23 protein-coding genes are annotated in these 20,314 nt (G+C 69.7%); 17 read left to right on the forward strand and 6 right to left on the reverse strand.

Annotation, left to right across the window (positions count from 1 at the left end; genetic code table 11):
* The first annotated feature begins 28 nt into the window (after positions 1–28).
* Positions 29–1,099, forward strand: coding sequence for an Rv1352/Rv1906c domain-containing protein (locus tag ABWI04_RS15605; RefSeq protein WP_345175160.1), 1,071 nt, complete (start codon positions 29–31; stop codon positions 1,097–1,099).
* Here the strand turns inward: ABWI04_RS15605 and ABWI04_RS15610 are convergent, their stop codons facing one another.
* Complete coding sequence (locus tag ABWI04_RS15610) at positions 1,100–1,687, reverse strand: HAD family hydrolase (RefSeq protein WP_345175159.1); 588 nt, start codon at positions 1,685–1,687, stop codon at positions 1,100–1,102.
* A gap of 125 nt (positions 1,688–1,812) precedes the next feature.
* On the opposite strand from ABWI04_RS15610, the gene ABWI04_RS15615 reads away from it, so the two are divergent.
* Positions 1,813–2,481: a TetR/AcrR family transcriptional regulator gene (locus tag ABWI04_RS15615; protein ID WP_345175157.1), complete on the forward strand. Its 669-nt coding sequence runs from the start codon at positions 1,813–1,815 to the stop codon at positions 2,479–2,481.
* On the opposite strand, the gene ABWI04_RS15620 is transcribed toward ABWI04_RS15615, so the two are convergent.
* Positions 2,468–4,615, reverse strand: a complete 2,148-nt coding sequence (locus ABWI04_RS15620; protein WP_353832838.1) for an MMPL family transporter — start codon at positions 4,613–4,615, stop codon at positions 2,468–2,470. The genes ABWI04_RS15615 and ABWI04_RS15620 overlap by 14 nt on opposite strands.
* A 261-nt stretch (positions 4,616–4,876) precedes the next feature.
* Between ABWI04_RS15620 and ABWI04_RS15625 the strand changes: the two genes are divergently transcribed.
* Entirely contained in the window at positions 4,877–5,101 is a 225-nt protein-coding gene (locus ABWI04_RS15625; protein WP_353832839.1) for a hypothetical protein, read from the forward strand.
* Positions 5,102–5,356: 255 nt separating this feature from the next.
* Here the strand turns inward: ABWI04_RS15625 and ABWI04_RS15630 are convergent, their stop codons facing one another.
* Entirely contained in the window at positions 5,357–5,656 is a 300-nt protein-coding gene (locus tag ABWI04_RS15630) for a Dabb family protein (RefSeq protein ID WP_345175150.1), read from the reverse strand.
* A 29-nt stretch (positions 5,657–5,685) separates the two neighbouring features.
* Positions 5,686–6,141 carry a flavodoxin family protein gene (locus ABWI04_RS15635; RefSeq protein WP_353832840.1) on the reverse strand — a complete coding sequence of 152 codons (456 nt, stop codon included), beginning with the start codon at positions 6,139–6,141 and terminating at the stop codon, positions 5,686–5,688.
* Positions 6,142–6,304: 163 nt separating this feature from the next.
* Between ABWI04_RS15635 and ABWI04_RS15640 the strand changes: the two genes are divergently transcribed.
* From ABWI04_RS15640 to ABWI04_RS15660, 5 genes are all read left to right on the forward strand, one after another.
* Positions 6,305–8,002, forward strand: a complete 1,698-nt coding sequence (locus tag ABWI04_RS15640; RefSeq protein WP_353832841.1) for a bifunctional lysylphosphatidylglycerol flippase/synthetase MprF — start codon at positions 6,305–6,307, stop codon at positions 8,000–8,002.
* A 68-nt stretch (positions 8,003–8,070) separates the two neighbouring features.
* Positions 8,071–9,258, forward strand: coding sequence for a serine hydrolase domain-containing protein (locus ABWI04_RS15645; protein ID WP_345175147.1), 1,188 nt, complete (start codon positions 8,071–8,073; stop codon positions 9,256–9,258).
* Between the two features lie 41 nt (positions 9,259–9,299).
* A complete protein-coding gene (gene nfi / locus ABWI04_RS15650) occupies positions 9,300–9,995 on the forward strand; it encodes a deoxyribonuclease V (protein ID WP_353832842.1) in 696 nt (231 codons plus the stop codon).
* A gap of 86 nt (positions 9,996–10,081) precedes the next feature.
* The gene (locus ABWI04_RS15655) at positions 10,082–10,651 is read left to right on the forward strand and encodes a TetR/AcrR family transcriptional regulator (protein WP_353832843.1); all 570 of its coding nucleotides are present in this window, start codon (positions 10,082–10,084) and stop codon (positions 10,649–10,651) included.
* A 69-nt stretch (positions 10,652–10,720) separates the two neighbouring features.
* Positions 10,721–11,482 (forward strand): glucose 1-dehydrogenase, encoded by a 762-nt coding sequence (locus ABWI04_RS15660; RefSeq protein WP_345175142.1) that lies wholly within the window; start codon positions 10,721–10,723, stop codon positions 11,480–11,482.
* 56 nt (positions 11,483–11,538) lie between these two features.
* Here ABWI04_RS15660 and ABWI04_RS15665 read toward each other — a convergent pair whose 3' ends face one another.
* A complete protein-coding gene (locus ABWI04_RS15665; protein WP_353832844.1) occupies positions 11,539–12,915 on the reverse strand; it encodes an amidase in 1,377 nt (458 codons plus the stop codon).
* Positions 12,916–12,986: 71 nt separating this feature from the next.
* On the opposite strand from ABWI04_RS15665, the gene ABWI04_RS15670 reads away from it, so the two are divergent.
* From ABWI04_RS15670 to ABWI04_RS15685, 4 genes are all read left to right on the forward strand, one after another.
* Positions 12,987–13,547 (forward strand): TetR/AcrR family transcriptional regulator, encoded by a 561-nt coding sequence (locus ABWI04_RS15670; RefSeq protein WP_353832845.1) that lies wholly within the window; start codon positions 12,987–12,989, stop codon positions 13,545–13,547.
* Positions 13,548–13,982: 435 nt separating this feature from the next.
* Positions 13,983–14,177: a hypothetical protein gene (locus ABWI04_RS15675; protein ID WP_353832846.1), complete on the forward strand. Its 195-nt coding sequence runs from the start codon at positions 13,983–13,985 to the stop codon at positions 14,175–14,177.
* Complete coding sequence (locus tag ABWI04_RS15680) at positions 14,170–14,769, forward strand: DUF2637 domain-containing protein (protein WP_353832847.1); 600 nt, start codon at positions 14,170–14,172, stop codon at positions 14,767–14,769. The genes ABWI04_RS15675 and ABWI04_RS15680 overlap by 8 nt, the downstream gene beginning before the upstream one ends.
* Positions 14,770–15,076: 307 nt before the next feature.
* The gene (locus ABWI04_RS15685) at positions 15,077–17,176 is read left to right on the forward strand and encodes a restriction endonuclease (protein ID WP_353832848.1); all 2,100 of its coding nucleotides are present in this window, start codon (positions 15,077–15,079) and stop codon (positions 17,174–17,176) included.
* 116 nt (positions 17,177–17,292) lie between these two features.
* Here ABWI04_RS15685 and ABWI04_RS15690 read toward each other — a convergent pair whose 3' ends face one another.
* Positions 17,293–18,024, reverse strand: a complete 732-nt coding sequence (locus ABWI04_RS15690; RefSeq protein WP_353832849.1) for a DUF5919 domain-containing protein — start codon at positions 18,022–18,024, stop codon at positions 17,293–17,295.
* Positions 18,025–18,193: 169 nt separating this feature from the next.
* Between ABWI04_RS15690 and ABWI04_RS15695 the strand changes: the two genes are divergently transcribed.
* The 5 genes from ABWI04_RS15695 to ABWI04_RS15715 all read left to right on the forward strand — a co-directional run bounded on the left by ABWI04_RS15695 (position 18,194) and on the right by ABWI04_RS15715 (position 20,302).
* Positions 18,194–18,472, forward strand: a complete 279-nt coding sequence (locus ABWI04_RS15695; RefSeq protein ID WP_353832850.1) for a hypothetical protein — start codon at positions 18,194–18,196, stop codon at positions 18,470–18,472.
* A gap of 86 nt (positions 18,473–18,558) precedes the next feature.
* The gene (locus ABWI04_RS15700) at positions 18,559–18,915 is read left to right on the forward strand and encodes a hypothetical protein (protein WP_353832851.1); all 357 of its coding nucleotides are present in this window, start codon (positions 18,559–18,561) and stop codon (positions 18,913–18,915) included.
* Between the two features lies 1 nt (position 18,916).
* Positions 18,917–19,372 carry a GntR family transcriptional regulator gene (locus tag ABWI04_RS15705; protein WP_353832852.1) on the forward strand — a complete coding sequence of 152 codons (456 nt, stop codon included), beginning with the start codon at positions 18,917–18,919 and terminating at the stop codon, positions 19,370–19,372.
* A gap of 49 nt (positions 19,373–19,421) precedes the next feature.
* Positions 19,422–19,979: an HD domain-containing protein gene (locus ABWI04_RS15710; RefSeq protein WP_353832853.1), complete on the forward strand. Its 558-nt coding sequence runs from the start codon at positions 19,422–19,424 to the stop codon at positions 19,977–19,979.
* Between the two features lie 23 nt (positions 19,980–20,002).
* Complete coding sequence (locus ABWI04_RS15715) at positions 20,003–20,302, forward strand: trypco2 family protein (protein WP_353832854.1); 300 nt, start codon at positions 20,003–20,005, stop codon at positions 20,300–20,302.
* The last annotated feature ends 12 nt before the right edge of the window (positions 20,303–20,314 follow it).

The raw sequence follows: 20,314 nt of genomic DNA on the forward strand, positions 1-20,314 counted from the left end.
GACGTCGTTCAGGTACGGGAGGTCGCCGGTGACCAGTGGCGCATGGAGTGATTCCATACCGGGAATCGGGACGTTCTTCGTCGGTATCGACGTCGCCCCCGGCCGCTACCGCTGCGAGGACGGCAAGGGCGGGTGGTGGGTGCGCTTCACCGGCCCCGGCGGGGGCGACCCCGTGGGCTCCTGGCCGCTGCCCGCCGGCCCGACCGAGATCGAGATCGCGCAGACCGACTTCGCCTTCGAGACCCACGTCTCCACGGCCTGGCGGCGCATCGCGCCGCCCCGCTCCCCCGAGGACGGCGCCCCGGCCGAGCCTCGCCCGGTCGCCGACCCGGCGCTGCGCGCCGAGCTGGACACGATCGTCGCGCGCCGCAAGCCGCTGGTGTGGCTGGCGCCGCTGTCGGTCCTCGCCCTCGGCCTGGTCGGCTCCCCGCTCCTCGGTTCGCTGTGGCTGATCGGCCTCGGCATGCTCGCGGTGCTGGTCGCGCTCGGCACCCCGTCGGTCTCGCTGGACCTGCGGCGCGCCCGGGAACTGGAGCGCCGCCGCGACCGCTACCTCCTCCCCGAGGACTTCGACGACGACGGCCGCGCGCTGCTGGCCCGCGTCCAGGCGGCCGTCGACGCCGTCCGCGACTCGCAGGTCAACCGCGAGGGCCTGCTGGACGCGGTGGACAACGCCGTCACGCTGCCGCGCCAGGAATGGGAGATCGCGCAGGTCCTGGCGAAGCAGTCGCGGCTGCGCGCTGACCACGCCGACATGGTCGGCGCCGAGACGCTCCCGGAGGTGGAGGCGGCGCTGCGGCCGCTGCGCGACAAGCTCGACACCTCGGTCGAGGCGGTGACGCGCCGCGTCGAGGCCCTGGAGCGCTACGCCGAGCGCGCCCGGTCGGCCGACGAGGTGCTGCGCGCCCAGCGCCGCCTGGAGTCGATCGCGGAGAAGGCGCACGAGTACGACGAACTGCTGGCCGACACTGTCCGGGACGATCTGGCGCTCCCCGCCATCGAACGCCTGACCGAGCAGGGCGACGAGCTCCTGCGCACCCTCCGCGAGCGCCTCGCCGAGGCGGCCGAGGCGGGTGGGGAACTCCCGCCCCCTTCCTAGTCAGGCGGTGAGGGCGCGCACCTGGGCCGGGGAGGTGAAGAGTTCGGCGCGCATGCCGGTCTCGCGGGCGGCGAGGACGTTGCGCTCGTTGTCGTCGAAGAACAGGACGTCGGCGGGCTCGACGCCGAGGCGGCCGGCGCAGATCTCGTAGGCGCGGGGGTCGGGCTTGGCGACGCCGATGCGGCAGGAGTAGACGCGCTCGTCGAAGCGGGAGAGCCAGGCGCCGTGCCGCGCCTCGAAGCGGGGCACCAGGTCGCCGATGATGTTGGAGAGCAGCCCGAGCGTGCGTCCCCGGTCGGCCAGCTCGCCGACCAGGGCGACCATCTCCTCGTCGACGGCGGTCCAGCTGTCGAGGTCGGCCTCGGTCAGGGCGGGGACGTCGGGGAACGTGGCGCCGAGCAGGCCCGCGACGTCCGCCCAGTAGGCCGCGCTCTCCTGGCCGGCGTCGTAGGCGGGGCGGCAGGCCCAGTAGGCGTCCCAGAACGCGGGGCCGGGCGTCCCGGCGATCTCCTCGATCCGCCGCACCGCCTCGGGCGTCTGGGTGCGGGCGATCACTCCGTACAGGTCGAACACGATCACTTCGGGCATGGCCCGAGCCTAATCGGCGCGGGCGGCGGTCCGGGAAACCTCTGTAGCAAGCGCTTGTTGCACGTCGTACGCTGGTCCGGCCGCCGAATCGAGCAAGCGGTTGGGCGACACGGCATAATGAGAGGGTGACGACCACGAGCGCCAAGTCCGGACGATCGAGAACCCGCGGTGCCGGCGAGGACGCGCCCCGCCGCCGCGGCCGCGGAACCCCCGCGCTGGCGTCCGAACGGCGCGCCCACCTGGTCAGGCTCGCGGCCGAACTGTTCGCCGAGAAGGGGTTCCAGGCCACCACCGTCCGCAACATCGCCGACGAGGCGGGCATCCTGTCCGGCAGCCTCTACCACCACTTCGACTCCAAGGAGTCGATCGTCGACGAGATCCTGTCCGGGTTCTTCACCGAGGTCATGGCCGCCTACCAGGCGGTGATCGACGAGAACGAGAACCCGCGGGACACGATCGCCGGGCTCGTCCGCGTCGCGTTCGGCACCCTGGAGCCGCACCGCGCCGCGATCACGGTCATGCAGAACGACTGGAACTACCTGCGGGGCATGGACCGGTTCGCCTACCTGACCAAGTCCGAGGACGAGGTCGAGAAGATGTGGGTGACCACGCTCCAGGCGGGCCAGGCGGAAGGGCTGTTCCGCCCCGACCTCGACCCGAAGCTGACCTACCGGATGATCCGCGACACCGTCTGGGTGGCCGTCCGCTGGTTCCGGCCCGGAGGCCGGCTGAACGCCCAGGGGCTCGCCGAGCACTACCTCAAGGTGATGTTCGACGGCATCAACCTGCACTAGCCCGCAGGCTCGCCCGATCGGCCCCGTCCCGGGCCCCGGGCGCGGGACGCGAGGGCAGGATCCGCCGCAGCGGTCCGGGCAGCCACCAGTTCGCCTCGCCGAACAGCTCCATCAGCGCGGGGACGAGCACCAGCCGCACGACGGTCGCGTCGATCAGGATCGCGACGCCGAGGCCGAGTCCCATCTGCTTGACGGCGACGTCCGCGCCGAGCAGCACCGACAGGAACACCATCACCATGATGGCGGCCGCCGCGCTGATCACGCGGGCGGTGCGCGACAGGCCGAGCGCGACGGCCTCGCGGGTGGCCACGCCCTCCTCGTAGGTCTCGCGGATCCGGGACACGAGGAACACCTCGTAGTCCATGGACAGCCCGAACAGGATCGGGAACATCATCAGCGGCACCCACGTGGTGACGGGCATGTCCGCCGGGAAGCCGAGCGCGCGCCCCGCCCACCCCCACTGGACGACGGCCGTCAGCACCCCGTACGCGGCCGCGATCGACAGCAGGTTCATCAGGGCGGCCTGCACCGCCACCGTGACCGACCGGACGAGCCCGACGAGCAGCAGCAGCGACAGGCCGACGACCACGGCGATCAGCAGCGGCAGCCGGGTGGAGACGCTGTCGGCGAAGTCGATCGAGGCGGCGTTCGGGCCGCCGACGTAGGCGCGGGCGCCCGTGCCGGCGACGGCCCCGGGGATGACGTCGTCGCGCAGCGTGTGCACCAGCCCCGGCGTCCGCTCGTCATGCGGGCCGGTCTTCGGGAACGCCATGACGATGGCGGCCTTCCCGTCCCGGCTGGGGCGCGGGGGCTGGACGGCCGCGACGCCCGGCGTCGCGCGGACGGCGTCCGCGATCCGTCCCGCCTCCGCGAGTCCGCCGCCCTCGGTGACGATGACCAGCGGCGCGGCGGTGCCGGGGCCGAAGCCCTCCGCCATGATCCGGCTGGCCCGGTAGCCGCTGTGGTCGTGCGGCTGGGTGCTGGAGTCCGGCAGGCTCAGCCGCATCGACAGCGCGGGCACGGCGAGGACCAGCAGGACGGCGGCCGCGCACAGCCCGGCGACGACCGGGTGCGCCTGGACGACCCGCGCCCAGCGCTCGGCGAGCGGGCGGCGGGCCCGGCCGAGTCCCGGGACGCGCAGCCGGTCGATGGCGTGCCCGGCGAAGCCGAGCAGCGCGGGCAGCAGCGTCACGGCGGCGAGCATCGTCATCAGCACGGCGACGCCGGCCGCGACCGCCACGCCGTTCAGCAGCTTCTGCTGCATGATGAACAGGCCCATGAGCGCGATCACGACGGTGGTCCCGGCGAACAGCACGGCCCGTCCGGCGGTGGTGACGGCGGTGACCGCCGCCTCCTCCGGGCCGGCGCCCGCGTGCATCTCCTCCCGGTGGCGGGTGACGATGAACAGGGCGTAGTCGATGCCGACGCCGAGCCCGATGAGCGCCGCGATGATGGGGCTGAAGGAGGGCGCGGGCAGCAGGTGCCCGAGCAGCATGATCAGCGCGAGGCCGGTGCCGATGCCGAACAGCGCGGTCACGATGGGCAGCCCCATCGCCAGCACCGACCCGAACGCGACCAGCAGGATGACGACGGCGGCGAGCAGGCCGATGCCCTCGGACGGGCCGCCGCCCGGCGTCTCGGCGGCGTCCACCGCCGACCCCCCGAGGTGGATCCGGACCGGTCCCGAGTCGGTGCGCACGTCGTCCAGGAGCGCGGTCACGTCCGTCTTCGGCATGTCGTCGGACGAGACGTCGAGGCCGCCCGTGGCGAACGCGGTCTTGCCGTCCGCGGAGATCTGCCCGGGCGTCTCGTACGGGGACGACACCGACGCGACGTGCGGGGTCTTGGCGAGCCGGTCGATCGCCTGCTCGACCTTCGCCTTCACCTTCGGGTCTTGGACGCCGCCGTCGGCGTGCACCGCGAGCGTGATGGAGTCGCCGCTGCGCTGGGGGAAGTGCTCCTCCAGCAGTTCCGACGCCTTCGCCGAGCCGGAGTCGCCGCCGGAGAAGTCGTTCAGGGGCTCGGCGGCGAAGCCGAAGCCGATCGTCATGACGGCGATCGTGCCGACGATCCAGCTCGCCAGCGTCAGGCGCCGTCTCCGGTAGCAGAACCGGGCCAGCCTTGCGAGTCTCATGGGTACCGCCTCCGCGGACGCGCCGCGCCTAGGGGATGTCCTTTGCGCGCTCAGCGTCCTCTCCGGTTGTGGCCGAGGGCATCCGGCGGACGGTGTCACCCAGGGAAGCCGGCTACATCCACCGGAGTACATCCGGCGCGGTATCCCACGGTCCGGGGGCCGGAAGGCCCATAGTGTGCTTAGTCACGATTTGCGGAGTAGGAGTGACGCTTTGGTCCGTGGGGACGCTGTCAAGGGAGAGATCTACCGGGGGAGGGCGGCATGACGCCTCGGCACGGGGCCGCCGGCGAGCCCATGCCCGCGGGCCTGCGCGCCGCCACCGCGCGCGCCCTCCAGGAGCAGTTCCCGGGCGTGCGGGTCTGGTACGGCCAGGCGACGGGGTCGTGGTGGGCCATGGTGCCGCTGCGCGAGGGCCCGCGGCTGCTGGAGGCGCCGTCCTCGCAGCAGCTCCGCGAGGAGATCATGAGCTTGCGGTCGCGGGGGTGAGCCCCTCCGCCCGTCGTACGCACTCCGTCGCATGCGCTCGGTGAGCCCTGCGATTCGTGAGGGTGCGCGTCCGATTGACGCCTTCGCAGGCGCCCGGCGCCTCGCGTCCTGTTTCGCCGCCCGCCGGGAACGGGGCGCGATCCGTTCCCAGCGGGCGTCTCTGAGGAAACTAACCCGAAAAGTCTTCGGGCACAAGCGCTTGCTCGGTTTTCACCTCGGGGCGGCGCCACCGCGCCGCCCCTTTCGACCGTTCCCCTACAGCTCGTACTGGATGGACGCGCGCTCCGCCGTGATGGGCGTGACGTACTCCTCGACCGCCGCGCGGTGGACCGGATGGTCGCGGTAGACGAGGTAGGCGTCCAGATCCGCGAAGTCCGCGACCACCGCGAAGTCGTAAGCGCCGGGGTTCACGCCGGCGTTCACCCCCACGCCGTACTCCCGGATCTCCGGGATCGCGCCGGGCAGCTCGCGCAGCTTCGCCGCGACCTCGTCCTGCTGGCCGGTCGTCGTGCCTTCGGTCCATCTGAACAGCGCTATGTGCCGGAAACCACTCATGACGGCACGCTACAGGCGGCGCACCCGCCTCAGACGTCTCCGAGCTCCGCCGCAGTGATCGCGCCGAGTTCCCAGCACGCCTCGAGGTCCGCTTTGCCGGGCTCGCCCATCACCACCAGGGGCGGCTGGACGGCCTTCCACCTCAGCCCTGTGGTGATGGCGTCCAGGGCCCGCACGGCGCCGGTGGCGTCGTTGTTGCCGTGCAGGAAGGCGCCGAACGGGCGGCGCACCGTCTCCTCCAGGCAGGGGTAGTAGATCTGGTCGAAGAAGTGCTTCAGCGCACCGGACAGGTAGCCGAGGTTCACCGGAGAGCCCAGAAGGTAGCCGTCGGCCTCCAGGACGTCCACGGCGGTGGCGGACAGCGCCGCGCGGGACACGACCTCCACGCCCTGGACCTCGTCGGTCGACGCGCCGGCGCGCACCGCCTCGACCATCGCCTGGACGGACGGCGAGGGCGTGTGGTGGACGAGCAGGAGCCTCTTCATCACCACGAGGCTAGCGGTGTCCCGGCCGCCCGGCCGGGTATGCCCCGGTGACGGCGCCCGGCCGGCGGTCCGGCCGTACGCTGGGTCAAGGCCCATAACAACGACCGAACCCGGGAATGAGTTCCGGAAGATCTTGGTTGGGGGCTCAGCGGAGGTGTGCTTCGTGCTATCGGACGAGTCTTTGCGGAGGGCCGGCGTTTCCCGCCCTCCGGCCGCGGGCGGACCGGACGCGGCGCCCCATGCGCGGCCCGTCTGGCCGCTGGCGCTGACGGCGGCCCTCGTCGCCGCCCTGATCGCGGTGCCCGCGTTCGCGGACGCCCCGCACTGGCTCGGCCGGCTGTCCGAGCTCGCCACCGGCAGCCCGCTGAGGCCGGAGCACGCCGTCGTGCTGGCCCTCGCGCTCGCCCTGGTCGCCCGCGGCGTGCTGCTGCGCCGCCGCGCCGCCTGGTACGGGCTCGTCACGCTGGCGCTCCTCGGCCTGCTCGCCGCGCTGTCCGGCGACGACCCGCTGTGGCGGCTGCCGCTCCTCGCCGCCGCCCTCGGCGGGCTGTGGCTGGAGCGCGGCCGGTTCCCCGTGCGCCCGCACCCCGAACGCGTCCGCGCGGCCGTGAAGACCGGCGCCCTGCTGCTCGCCGCCGCGACCCTCTTCTCGCTGGTCCTCGGCGGGGTGTCGGTCCGGTCGGTCGGCGACGTCGCCATCGGGCTCGGCGCCACCGGCGCGCCCATGGACGGGGCGTCCTGGCTCCCGGGCGTGCTCGGCCTCGCCGGCGCCGCCGGCCTGCTCGTCCTGGTGATCACACTCCTCGCGCCCGACCCGGCGCCCCCGCCCGGCGACGAGGCGGAGCGCGCCCGCGTCGCGGGCCTCGTCCTGCACCCCGGCTCCGACACCCTCGCCCCGTTCGCGCTGCGCCGCGACAAGGCGTACGTGTTCAGCGCGGACGGCCGCGCCGCGATCGGCTACCGGGTCCTGTTCGGCATGGCGGTGGCGGGCGGCGACCCGGTCGGCGACCCGGCCTCGCACACCGACGCCGTGCGGGCGTTCCTGTCGATGTGCCGGACCACCGGCTGGCGCCCGGCCGTCCTCGGCGCGAGCGACGCCCTGCTCCCGGCCTGGGGGCGGTGCCGCTCGATCGGCTTCGGCGACGAGGTCGTCATCCGCCCCGCCGAGTTCAGCCTGTCCGGGCGGAAGATGCGCAACGTCCGGCAGGCCGTCAAGCGCACCGAGAACTTCGGCGTCTCGTCCGAGATCCTCCCGGAACGGGAGCTCACGCCCGCGCTGCGCGGGAAGCTGCTGGACGTCGCGTCCCGCTCCCTCGGCGGCGCGGCCGAACGCGGCTTCTCCATGAACCTGGACGAGCTGCTCACCGGGTACCACCCGGGCGCGATCGTCGCCGTCGCCTACGACGAGGACAAGGAGCCCATCGCGTTCCAGCGCTACGTCACCGCGGGCGAGGGCGTCAGCCTGGACGCGATGCGCCGCGACCCCGGCGGCCCGAACGGCGTCAACGAGCGCCTCATCGTCGAGATGGTCGAGTACGCGGCGGAGCACGGGCACGGGCTCGTCTCGCTGAACTTCGCCGCCTTCCGCGAGCTGCTGGACGCCGACGAGCGCGGCCTGCTGGAGAAGGCCGGCTACCGGGCGCTGCACCTCCTCGACCCGTGGATCGCCGTGGAGTCGCTGTACCTGTTCGACAAGAAGTTCAGGCCGTCCTACAAGCCGCGCAGCGTGGTCTTCCGGTCCTGGTTCGACATCGCGTGGCTGGCCGCGGCGCTGCTCACGCTGGAGTTCGGCCGGACGCGCCCCGCCCAGCGCGCCGCCGGCCCGATCACCGAACCCGTCCACCACCTGGGCCGATCCTGAGGCGATCCCGGCGCGGCGGAACGTCCTAGAACGTGATTCTATGGAGTCCCCGCCTGAGAGGATCGCGCATGAGCAGCACGGTGCAGGGCCACTGCGATCCGGCGTTCGCCCGCGTCCGCGACGTGTTCGAGGAGCACTTCGCCGAGGGACGCGAGCTGGGCGCCGCCGTCGCCGTCTACGCGGGCGACCGCAAGGTCGTCGACCTGTGGGGCGGTGTCGCCGACCGCCGCACCGGACGCGCGTGGCAGGCCGACACCCCCTGCTTCGGGTTCTCCTGCACCAAGGCGGTGACGGCCGCGGCGGCGCTGCTGCTCGCCGAGCGCGGCGCCTACGACGTCGACGGCCCGGTCACGGACTGGTGGCCGGAGTTCGGCGCCGCGGGCAAGGACGGCGCGACGGCCGCGCATCTGCTGTCGCACCAGGTGGGCCTGCCCGCGTTCGCGCGTCCCGTCTCCGCGGAGGAGGCCGCGGACGCCCCGGCCCGCGCGGCGGAACTGGCCGCGCAGGAGCCCGAGTGGACGCCCGGCGAGGCCCACGGCTACCACGCGCTGACCTACGGCTGGCTGGCCGGTGAGATCGTCCGCCGCCACTCCGGCGGGCGGACGGTCGGCGCCTTCGTGAAGGACGAGTTCGCCCGCGACCTGGACCTGTGGATCGGGGCCCCGGACGAGGTGATCGAGCGGGCCGCGAAACTGTCGGCGGGCCGGCGTACCGGCGGCGGGACCGACGCGCCCGGAACCGACGCGCTCGGCGCCACCGGGCAGGACGTCCTGACCCGGCTCGCCGAGGCCTACACCGACCCGCGGTCCATGATGAACCGGTCGCTGAACAACCCGCATCCGGGCAAGGGCGGCTACAACAACCCGGTCGTGCTGCGCGCCGGGTGGCCTGCCGCGGGGATGACGACGACCGCGCCCGCGCTCGCCGGGTTCTACCGCGACCTCACGGCGGGCCGCGTCCTGCGCCCGGACACGCTGCGCGAGGCCGTCCGCCCGCGCGTCAGCGGCCCCGACCGCACGCTGCTCGTCCGGAGCACCTTCGGCCTCGGATTCATGCGCCCCTCGCAGACCTTCTTCACCCCGAGGGCGGGGCGCGCGTCGGCGTTCGGCCACACCGGCGCGGGCGGCTCGGTCGGGCTCGGCGACCCCGAGGCCGGGCTCGCGCTCGCCTACCTGCCGAACCTGATGGGCGACCAGGCGTCCGGCGACCTGCGCGCCTACCGGCTGACGCAGGCGGCGTACGCGTCGCTGTCGTGACGGCCGCGGTCGCCGCCGCGCAAGAGCGGTAGCGTCCTGCCATGGACGTACGCGATCTGCATCCCTGGCCGTCCACGCCGCGGGAGGCCGAGGCGATCCAGGACCGGCTGCGTCCGATGCTCGAACTCGACGTCCCGGGCCCGGCCGCGCCGCGCACCGTCGCCGGCCTGGACGTCTCCTACGCGGGCGACGGCGGCGGCGCGGGCGACCGGTTGGCCGCCGCCGTGGTCGTCCTGGACGCCGCGACGCTGGAGGTCGTCGAGGAGTCGGTCGCCGTCGGAACGGCGGCCTTCCCCTACGTCCCGGGCCTGTTCGCGTTCCGGGAGCTGCCCACGCTGCTCGACGCGCTCCGCGCCCTGGAGACCACGCCCGACCTGCTCCTCTGCGACGGCTTCGGGATCGCGCACCCGCGCCGCTTCGGCCTCGCGTGCCACCTCGGCGTGCTGACCGGCCTGCCGTCCGTCGGCGTCGGCAAGACCGCGTTCGTCGGGACGTACGAGCAGCCGGGCCCGCGGCGCGGCGACGCGAGCCCGCTGCTGGACGGCGGCGAGACCGTCGGGCGGGTGCTGCGGACCCGCGACGGCGTGAAGCCGGTGTTCGTGTCCGTCGGCCACCGCACCGGCCTCGACGCCGCGTGCCGCACCGTCCTCGCCCTGACGCCCGAGTACCGGCTGCCGGAGACGACGCGCAGGGCCGACCGGCTGTCCCGCGGCGCACTCGCCGCGCGCTCCGGGTAGCGCATCCGCCCTGGACAATGGCAGGCTCGTCGAAAGAAGCAGGCCGGGGGCCGCGTCAGGCCGCCCGCGACCGCTGGACGGTGCCCATGGAGACCCGGCCGATGCGGGCCGACGCCCGCCGCAACTACGAGCGACTCGTCACGACGGCTCGCACCGCCTTCACCGAGCACGGCACGGGCGCGTCCCTCGACGAGATCGCCAGGCGGGCGGGCGTCGGGTCGGGGACGCTCTACCGGCACTTCCCCACCCGGGACGCGCTGCTGCACGCCGTCCTGCGCGAGCGGATCGACGGCCTGCTCGGGCACGCCGACGCGCTGCTGGCCGAACCGAACCCGGAGGCGGCGCTCGCCCGCTGGCTGCGCACCTACCTCGCGGGCGCCTCGACCCCGCGCGGCACCTGCACCGTGATCATCGAGGCGATGGGGCCCGAGTGGGCGGCCACCGGGCTCGGCGCCGCGGCCGACGCCATCCGCACCGCGCTCGGCCGGCTGCTGGAGCGGGCGCAGCGGACCGGCTCCGTCCGCGCCGAGATCGATCCCGGCGACCTGCTGCGGCTCGCGAACGCGATCGGCGTCGCGTCCGAGCGCACCCCCGACCCCGGCGCGTACGCCGACCGGATGCTCACGCTGATGTTCGGCGGGCTGCGCGCCGGCTAGGGCCGCCTTGTTCAGTTGACCAAGCGTTCGCTAGGTTGACCGGGAGGCAACGGGCGACGAGGAGCGTTGATGGGGCAGCTTGACGGCAAGGTGGCGCTGATCACGGGCGGCGCGCGCGGCATGGGCAAGGCGCACGTCCGGCGGTTCCTGGACGAGGGCGCCAGGGTGGTCTTCGGCGACGTCCTGGAGGAGGAGGGCGCCAAGCTGGCCGCCGACCTCGGGGACGGCGCCCGCTTCGTCCGGATGGACGTGTCCCGCGAGGAGGACTGGCAGCGGGCCGTCCAGACCGCCACCGAGACCTTCGGGGCGCTGAACGTCCTGGTCAACAATGCCGGGATCCTCCGGCACAAGACCATCGAGAACATGGCCGTCGAGGAGTTCCGCCAGATCCTGGACGTGAACCTGGTCGGCCAGTGGCTCGGGGTGAAGACGGTGACCGCCCCGATGCGCGCGGCGGGCGGCGGCTCGATCGTCAACGTGTCCTCGACCGAGGGCTTCATCGGCGCCGCCGGCCTCGCCGCCTACAGCGCCAGCAAGTTCGGCGTCCGGGGGCTGACCAAGTCCGCCGCCCGCGAGCTCGGCCAGTACGGCATCCGCGTGAACTCCATCCACCCCGGCGGGGTGCTGACGCCCCTGACCATGCAGGACGACATCGTCTCCGCCACGGCCGCCAGCGCCGACGCGTTCATGAAGGCGCTCCCCCTCGGCCGCATGGGCAAGGCGCAAGAGATCACCGGGCTGGTCGTCTTCCTCGCCTCGGACGACTCGACCTACTGCACCGGCAGCGAGGTCCTCGTCGACGGCGGCATGCTCACCGGCGCCGGCTACTGAACGCGACGGGCCGCCGGTACCGGCTTGGACCCCCGCACCGGCGGCCCGTCACGCGTCTAGGGGCGCAGCCCGGCCCACCCTTCGACCGACTCCAGTTGCGCCGCGAGCGAGATGAGCGTCGCCTCGTCGGAGTCGTGCCCGAGCAACTGGGCGCCGATGGGCAGCCCGTTCCTGGTGAACCCCGCGGGGACGTTCACTCCGGGCCATCCCAGCACGTTCCACGTCCACGCGTAAGGGCACGCGGCCGCGACCCCCGACTGCGTCCGGTGGTAGCCGGCCCCGTCGAAGGCCCCGACCCGCAGCGGCGGCTGCGCCGTCGTGGGCGTCAGCACCACGTCCGCGATCTGGAAGATGCGCCCGACCCGCCTCCGCAGATACGGGTCCAGCCGCTTGGCCAGGGGCAGCAGCCGCCTCCCGAGGACCCTCCCCAGCCGCGCCTCGGCCTCCGTCCTCGGGTCGGGCCGCGGGTTCGGCAGGGAGTCCAGCCAGTCGGCGACCCCGGCCGTCCCGCGCGGCACCAGCCCGAGCGCCGTCGGCCCGTAGTCGGGGTCGGCCGGGAACACCTTGTGCCCGAGGTCGGTCAGCCTCCGCGCGAGCCGCTCGACGGCCGCCCGGATCTGCGGGTCGAGCCTCCCGCTGACCCCGAGGGCCGTCCGGTAGGAGACGGCGATCCGCAGCCTGCCCGGCTCCCGCCTCGCCGCCTCGGCGAACGGGGTGATCGGCGGGTCGAGCCGGTACACGTCCTCGGCGTGGCTGCCGGTCAGCACGTCGAGCAGCAGGGCCGCGTCCCCCACGGTGCGCGCGAGCGGCCCCCACACGGTGATCCCGTTGAACGGATCGGTGTGCGGGTGCCCGGAGACCCGGCCGCGCTGGGGCTTGATGCCCACCAGGCCCGTCCACGCCGCCGGGATGCGGATCGACCCCGCCCCGTCGGACCCGACCGCCGCCGCGACCATGCCCGCCGCCACGGCCGCCGCCGACCCGCCCGACGACCCGCCCGGCGAGTAGTCGGGATTCCACGGGTTCCTCGCGATCCCGTACTCCCGCGACTCGCTGAACGGCCACAACCCGAGCTCGCACGTCGTCGTCTTCCCCACGATGACGGCCCCGGCCGCCCGCAGCTTGCGCACGACCTCCCCGTCCCGCGCCACCGGCCGGTGGTCCCCCGCCACCGCGAAGGGCGTGGTCTCCCCCACGATGTCCGTGTCGTCCTTGATGGCGACGGGCACCCCGAGCAGCGGCAGCCGCTCCCCCTCCGCCAGCCGCTTGTCGGCCTCCAGCGCCTCCTGCGCGGCCGCCTCGGCCCGCACCACCCGGAACGCGCCGAGCGCCTCGCCCCGGCCGATGGCCTCCAGGCTCTCCTCCACCAGCTCACTCGAGGAGATCTCTCCCCTCGCCAGCGCCTCCGCCTGCCCGGCCAGCCCCAGCTCCACGCCGCCTCCCGCTATCGTTCGTTCGAACGAACGATACTGAACGCATCCGTTGTGGGGAAGACTGAGCACCGATGAACGCCCGTGACCGGATCCTCCACGCCACCCTCCGCCTGATCGGCGAACAGGGCATCGGCGCCGTGACCAACCGCGCCGTCGCCCGCGCGGCCGGCGTCTCCCTCGGCTCCCTGACCTACCACTTCCCCAGCCAGGAGGACCTGCTGCGCGAGGCGCTGCACGCCTTCGTCGAGCAGGAGATCGCCCGCATCACGGCCTACGTCACAGCCCTCGCCGAGTCCGGCATCGCGCCCGTCCAGGCCGCCGACCAGGTCGAGAAGGCCGTCGTCGAGTTCGCCCACGGCCCCGAGCAGATCGCGAACCTCGAACTCCACCTGCACGCCGCCCGCGACCCGGCCCTCCGCGAGACTTCCACGCGCTCCATCGAGGCCTACGACCGCCTGGCCACCGCCATCCTGAAGGCCCTGGACATCCCGGACGCCGAACACCACGCCCCCGCGATCGTCGCGATGCTCTACGGCCTGGCCATCCGCCGCCTCGCCACCGGCGACACCACCGCCACCGGCACCGCCGACGCCTTCCGCCTGCTCCTCCTCGGCGCCCTCCCCCGCCCCTGAAAAGGCTTCTGGCCCGCACGGCCCCAGAGCGGGGTTAGGGGGCCGTGCAGGCCAGAAGTCTGTCTCAATCAGGAACCTCAGTCGGAACCTCAGCCGACGATCGCTCTGCTCTCCGCCTGTGCACCTCCGCCGTGTCTCCGATCTGACACCCCAAACGCTAAGCCGCCCAACCCCCCAACCAGAACACCTTTAAGCCTCACTTAGGGAACCCCTGAGTCAGCCTTATTCGCGCCCCGTCCGGGGTCGTCCGGGGAAGTCGTCCAGGGAGCCGCTCACCTGCGAAAACAAGGAAAGGAGCCCACGGGACCAGTCCGGCCCCGTCCAGCACCGTCGAACCAAACCCACTGGCGCTGGCTCCCCGGATTGGCTCCCGTGGCTCCCCCTCTCAGCAGGGAGGAGGCCACACCCATGGCCCTAGAAATCACCGCAACCACGATGACCGCCACGGCAGCCGGCCAGGTCATCGCCACCGCCACGCGAACCGACTGCGGATGGCACGTCACCACGTGCCCACGCCCTCTCGACCGCAACGCAGCAATCACGGCCCTCATGCTCGCCGAACGCCTCATCACCCACGGCGAGGACGACCCATGCGCCCAGGAGTGGCGACGGGAGCTGGGCCGTGACTGACCGCCTCATCCGCATCACAACCGCGCTCGCCGTGGTGGCGGTAGCCACCGTGGCAGCCGTCATCTCGTACCGCCACGCGTACGAACTCGTCCACTCGCACGGCGAGTCCGGCCCCACGGCACGCCTCGTCCCGTTCACGGTGGACGGCCTTATCTGGGCCGCATCCATGGTGATCCTGGACGCGAGCCGCCGGAAGCACCCCGCACCACCGCTGGCCAAGTGGAGCCTCGCCGTAGGCATCGTGGCCACAGTAGGCGCCAACGTGGCGCACGGCGTTTCCCACGGCCCCATAGGCGCGATAGTCAGCGCCTGGCCGGCCCTCGCCCTCGTCGGCTCCTTCGAACTCCTGATGACCCTCACCCGCGCCGCAGCCAGCCCAGACCTCACCCAAGACGAGCAACGTACCGAACCGGAGCACCCCCGTACCAAAGTGGAGCGCCCGCTGGAGGAAGCGGTGCTAGATGAGTACAGAGCAAGCCTCAGGGGCCCTGGTCGCCCGGTTTCTCAGCGCCACCTCGCCGAGAAGTACGCCATCGACCGCCGCAAGGTGAAGCAGATCATCGCGAGCGCGGAGCCGCCTACCTCAGCATGAGCCATGGAGCCCCAGTCACGTCTCACACAGGCCGTGACTGGGGTTTCGGCATGCGGCTCGGTGCGCCCGACTGCCCCACAGGCCGACCGGGAGGAGAGCCCCCACATGCGCACACTGCGATTCGAACGCCTGTGCGGAAGGTAATGATCAAGCCATACTTGCATGGCCGCATGCCGCATGGTCCTTCAACTTCCCTAATGATGGCTCTCAGCGCACATACACCACGCACGGAAGATAAAGTCTGTATGATGCGGTCTCGTTGGGACCATAATCAATGGTGTGCATCACAAGAGCTATGGGGATTAGTGTGACAAGAGAAGCCGAACACGATCCGACCGACTCGTCAACTGGCACGCCCGTCACCCAAGATGTTCTTGGAGCTCAGAGAGCGAGATGGCTGCGACAAGCCGCTTCGGCGCCGAATCTCCACGCCGGGAAGCGGGAAATGTTTTCGCGGACGCTCGAACTGCTCCAACTGATCGCCAACGGGACCGCCACCGATCTCGAAGTACGCCCTCATCTATCGAGCGGAGAATACTCCCTGACTTGGCGGAAGATCGCAGGAGTCCTACGCTCGATGGGGCTAATAGAGAACCGAAAGGGAACACTTGAACTAACAACAGATGGGGCTCAACTACTTGCAGAGAAGTCGCCGTCACACCTGGCGAGCTTGATGGCTGATCGAGTCCGGCTCTTCGCGGAAGTACTGGGCCTTCTCGTCCGGGAACCGCTCACAGTAGAGGAAGCCAACGCTAAACTCGTTGAGACATACAACCTCGACTGGAAAAGCGTCAACAACACTCGCCTCAGGATGACCTGGCTAGAGGTACTAGGCCTAACTGAATGGCTAGCAGACCGGAAACAAACTGCAACCCAAGAAGGGCGAAAAGTTTTCGAGACATGGGAAACCGTTTCCCCAGAAGCTCTGACGCTCAATACCGAAAGGCTTGCCGCGGATATTCCCGAAGCCCCGACTGAAATCGCCATTCTCCTTGATCGACTATCGGCGAACCCCGGAGAACAAGAGACACGAAAGACCTATAATATTTGGGTACCCAGCCCAGCCAGCGACCCGAACAAGGTTGAAAATCTGAGGGTTTGCATTGCTGCCGCCGAGGACCCAATCCCCAAGGAAGAATTCCTCGCTTTCATTGCAAATCGCTTCGAATTGAAGCGGAGCAGTGTCGACTCGATGCTTCCTTTCATGCGTGCATCGGGACTTCTGCAGGAGGTTCGCCGAGGAGTTTTTTCTGCAACGCCAGCAGCAAAAGCATGGTTGACTACGGGATCCGACATTGACTTCATCCGCATTCTTCACGGAAACATGCGGTTCGTTGGCGAATTGCTTCGCTCGGCTACGACGAACGTCGCTCGTACCTACGTATATACCGAAGGTGCGCGTTATGGTATGAACAAGGACAAGGTGCGCTGGCTTATCTCCTTCTTGATCGATGCCGGCCTCCTCCTCGAAACGTCCTGGTCATCGGTGCAGGCCACACCCACGGGCCGCCGTCTCACCGATACACTCCCATTGGCAGAGCCAAGTGTCGTGCCGGAGTCTGTGACTGATCCCAGTCAGACCGATTCCAGTGCCGTGGTGCGCACTGAGACCGAGGCCTCCGACATCGCAACGCACCTTGTCCGTACGGCGGCGGACCCGGCGGCAGACGGGAAGGCGTCCGGCGCTGCGTTCGAAGCGGCCCTGGAGCGTGCATTTCAACACATGGGGTTCCAAACGCAGCGGATTGGTGGCTCCGGCGACACTGACGTTCTTGTCCAGTGGCATGACGCAGGGGGAGTCCTGCGAACTGCGATCGTCGACGGGAAGTCGACTGCGTCGGGCCATATTGCACACGGAAACGTAAACGAGTTCGCGATCGGAACCCACAAAGACAGACATTCCGCAGAGTTCGTGGCGATCGTTGCTCCGTCCTTTAGTGGCGACACTATTACGAAGTCAGCACAAAGGAAGGGTTGGGTCCTCGTCACGGCCAGCGAGCTTGGCGATCTCGTCCTATCAACTGAAGTACTCGGCCTTCATCCCAATGAAATTGGGATGATGTTCGAAGCAACTGACGGACATTCCAGACTCGCCGACTTGATTGATACACGGCAACGAGAACTCGATATTATTACCCTTGTGATTGCACGACTCAAGGCCGAACTCGAAATGGAAGAGCCTTTTTCCCCGAGAGACGTATCTCTAATTGAGCGCAAGTCGGAACTGGCACCGAGCGTTGATGAGTTGCTCGAAACTTTCTCTCTGCTAGATCGACTTGACCCATCCATAGTGCAAAAGGTTGAAGAATCGACGGATCCTCGGTACTCCACGTATCGGCTCGGCGACGTCAAACCCGCCGCGATGCGACTTCGCGCGCTAGCCGCCGCTATCGAGCGCGGCCTCTGATTCGATCTCCGAGCCTGGCGATGGAACTGCTCATCGATTCCATTTGGTGTACGAAGCGCTGAATGTTCAACAAATTCGGTGCCGAGTTCCAGAGCGCTACATTTCGAGACATTTTCTTAGTCGATGGGGAATGCGCCAGACCATACGCGGTCAAAGCTCTCTAGGTACGTGCTCGCCATGTCGCCGTCTGCGACTCGCCGCAGGTGAAGGACGGGAGCATGGGAAGCAGCAATGCCGTAGGCGTGCGGGTTGATCAGTAGGTCGTCATCGGCGCGGTAGACGGAGTTGTAGAGCACGGTGTCATGTAGGCGGATCTCAACTCCGTCCACCTCCCGCAATGCTCGGTAGTGGACCAGAGCGTTTCGGATCTTCGCGGCCATGGACTCGCCAACGCCCTCATCACTCCCGCGCTCAGCAACGCAAATGCCGTCCGGGTCGCCGAGCAGGATGCGAACGGCGACGCCGTCGCGTGCTCGCTGTGCGAGCACGCGCATGATGCCCATGTCCTCTGCGAGGAAGAGCCCCGCGTAGGCCAGTACGCCGATCTCGTCGCGCGCGGCCCGAAAGAGCTGATGCCACACCGAACGAGGCACGGCCCACCGGTGCGGGTAGGTCGCCAAGACGTCGGTCACCGGCGGCTCTACCCGGACGTTCGTCATGGCGAGATGCGGCCATAGGTCGACCTCGTCCCGTCCGACCAGCGACGCGACCCGCGTCCGGTGGCGTGGGTAGGGCACACGCCCCGCGACCCACCGCTGGACGGTCTTGGGGTCCACACGCAACCGCGCCGCAACGTCGGTTTCGGTCAGGCTCGCGTCTGCAAGTGCACGTCGCAACAAGTCGTTCATCGGGCCTCCCGCGATGCAAGTGAGAACGACGCATGAACGACGCTAACAGAAGACGTCCCTAGACGTCCCTAGATGCCGATAGAGAGGTCCCGCACCGGACGGAAGGCTCTGGACACAGGCGAACACGCCACCTCGTACCAACGAACCCGCAAGACGAGGAGCCCACCCCATGTCCACCGAACAGCCCCCTCAGACCAATCCCGACCCCTTCAAAGCCGAAGCAGAGGCGGCAGAGAAGGCGCTCGCCGACTTGCGCCGGGACTTCACCGGATACCGCATATGGCGCGCCACCCGGTGGGACGGACGTCTCGGAGACTGGGTGGCGAGCCTGCACGACCCGCGCGCCGGCGTGGATCCGACGGTGATCGCATCGAACCCCGCCGCGTTGCGTGAGGCCCTCGTCCACGAGGGCGAGCGCGCCAAGAACACGCGCCCAAGGACCCGGTGATGGCACGGGAGCGAGCCCCGCAACTGTCACCGGAGGAGGCCGTGATGGGGAGCACGGCCTCATGGGGTGGGGAGGAGGTGGCGCGGTTGGTGCTGCTTCCCCCGAACGCACCGACCGCGCTCCCTCCGCCCACCTACAGCGGTCCATGGCGCGCACGCTGGCACCTCACGCGCCTCGCCCTCGTCCTGCGCTGTGACGGTTGGACGACCCAACTCCGCACCGAGACACCCCGCACCCTCCTACGCGTCTACTCCAAAGGCGCGCCCACCATCGGCGAAAGCATCTCCGTGGCCTGGGGCAACGGCACCTGGTGGTACCTATCCAGCACCGGCCTATGGCTCACGCCGTGCAAACGTCTCAGCCTTGCCGCGGACAAGCTGAACATCCTGCTCCAACCGTGGGTTGCGGCGGCATTCGAGCCCCTGAGAGACGAGCAGCTCTGACATGACCCGCCGCACGGCCTGGGGAACCTACGTGTACATCACGCGCGTACTACGGCACCGCCTCACAGACGGCACCTACGCTCCCGGCGCCCGTATACCTAGCGAGGCCGCCCTCTGCATCGAGTTCGGCGTCGTCCGCAGCACCGTGCGGCGGGCCCTGTCAGCCCTCCAAGCCGAAGGACTCATCACCGTCCGCGCCGGCGTTGGCCGATTCGCCCATGCCCCCGACGCCCAACCGCGCACGCGCACAGAGCACATCGCCGCAAACCTGCGCCACCAGATCGAGACCGGAAGCTTCCGAGCGGGTGACGCACTCCCCAGCGAGAAACAGCTCGCCCGGCGCCACGGCGTATCCCGCTCCACCGCCCGCGCGGCCCTCATCACCCTCGAAACCGCCGGCCTGGTCACCTGCGTGCACGGCAAAGGACGCTACGTTCGTCAAGACGTCCCTAGATGATCCCAACATGCCCGTGGACGTCCAACCGCCTGCGCATAACGTCGCCCCCATGAAGAACACCGCAGTATGGGCACGTGACCTTGCACGCAAGCACCTAGAGCGTCCACTCCCCCGCCGATGGGCTCACACCCAGGGCGTAGCCCGTCAAGCCCGCGGGCTCGCCCCCATACTCGGCAACCAGGCAGACCTTCTAGAGGCCTCAGCATGGCTACACGACATCGGCTACGCCCCAGACCTCGTCGCCACCGGCTTCCACCCCCTGGACGGCGCCCGCTACATCCGAGACACGCACCGAGCTGATGATCATCTATGTCGGCTGGTCGCGCACCACTCTTGCGCCCTGATCGAAGCGCGAATGCGCTGCCTCGCAACCGAGTTGGCGCTAGAGTTTCCTCCTATGGGGCCCGTTCTTCGCAACGCTCTAACCTACTGTGACATGACCACGACTCCGGACGGGCTCCCAGTGGAAGTTGCTACTCGGGTGGCCGAAATTCGCAATCGATATGGACCGTCAGACATCGTAACCAACTTCATCAACGAAGCCGAGAGAGAACTGAGGAGTGCTGTCCAGGAAATCGAACGAAGCCTTCAGAGAAATACTCTCTAAACTTTAGCCACGAGGATTTATTGATGATTGAATTGCCTATCATTATTAGTGAACTCAAAGCTCAACTCAGCCGAGCCATAAGAGATTCCAGTCAAGAAGACCTTCATTTTGAGCTAGGTCCGATTGAGCTTGAACTAACAGTAACTGTCACTGAAGAAGTCAGTGGTGGGGTCAAAGTCAGATTCTGGGTCCTCGATGCTCACGGAGAAACAAAAGCCGCGACAGCCACGAATCACCGAATTAAACTCACACTCGACCCGCGCCTGTCCTCCTCTGGAACCAATCCTTGGGTATCGGGAAAATCCTTCGATGGCGAGCGCTAAACTTGACAGCCG

This window comes from Actinomadura sp. NPDC000929, from assembly GCF_040492065.1.
In the GTDB taxonomy this organism is placed as follows: domain Bacteria; phylum Actinomycetota; class Actinomycetes; order Streptosporangiales; family Streptosporangiaceae; genus Spirillospora; species Spirillospora verrucosospora.

Coding starts and splice junctions, on each gene's coding strand:
- ABWI04_RS15660 (WP_345175142.1), top strand. CDS start 10,721: ATGGGGCAGCTTGACGGCAAGGTGGCGCTGATCACGGGCGGCGCGCGC.
- ABWI04_RS15670 (WP_353832845.1), top strand. CDS start 12,987: ATGAACGCCCGTGACCGGATCCTCCACGCCACCCTCCGCCTGATCGGC.
- ABWI04_RS15620 (WP_353832838.1), bottom strand. CDS start 4,615: ATGAGACTCGCAAGGCTGGCCCGGTTCTGCTACCGGAGACGGCGCCTG.
- ABWI04_RS15705 (WP_353832852.1), top strand. CDS start 18,917: ATGACCCGCCGCACGGCCTGGGGAACCTACGTGTACATCACGCGCGTA.
- nfi (WP_353832842.1), top strand. CDS start 9,300: ATGGACGTACGCGATCTGCATCCCTGGCCGTCCACGCCGCGGGAGGCC.
- ABWI04_RS15710 (WP_353832853.1), top strand. CDS start 19,422: ATGAAGAACACCGCAGTATGGGCACGTGACCTTGCACGCAAGCACCTA.
- ABWI04_RS15695 (WP_353832850.1), top strand. CDS start 18,194: ATGTCCACCGAACAGCCCCCTCAGACCAATCCCGACCCCTTCAAAGCC.
- ABWI04_RS15690 (WP_353832849.1), bottom strand. CDS start 18,024: ATGAACGACTTGTTGCGACGTGCACTTGCAGACGCGAGCCTGACCGAA.
- ABWI04_RS15635 (WP_353832840.1), bottom strand. CDS start 6,141: ATGAAGAGGCTCCTGCTCGTCCACCACACGCCCTCGCCGTCCGTCCAG.
- ABWI04_RS15675 (WP_353832846.1), top strand. CDS start 13,983: ATGACCGCCACGGCAGCCGGCCAGGTCATCGCCACCGCCACGCGAACC.
- ABWI04_RS15625 (WP_353832839.1), top strand. CDS start 4,877: ATGACGCCTCGGCACGGGGCCGCCGGCGAGCCCATGCCCGCGGGCCTG.
- ABWI04_RS15610 (WP_345175159.1), bottom strand. CDS start 1,687: ATGCCCGAAGTGATCGTGTTCGACCTGTACGGAGTGATCGCCCGCACC.
- ABWI04_RS15655 (WP_353832843.1), top strand. CDS start 10,082: ATGGAGACCCGGCCGATGCGGGCCGACGCCCGCCGCAACTACGAGCGA.
- ABWI04_RS15630 (WP_345175150.1), bottom strand. CDS start 5,656: ATGAGTGGTTTCCGGCACATAGCGCTGTTCAGATGGACCGAAGGCACG.
- ABWI04_RS15645 (WP_345175147.1), top strand. CDS start 8,071: ATGAGCAGCACGGTGCAGGGCCACTGCGATCCGGCGTTCGCCCGCGTC.
- ABWI04_RS15715 (WP_353832854.1), top strand. CDS start 20,003: ATGATTGAATTGCCTATCATTATTAGTGAACTCAAAGCTCAACTCAGC.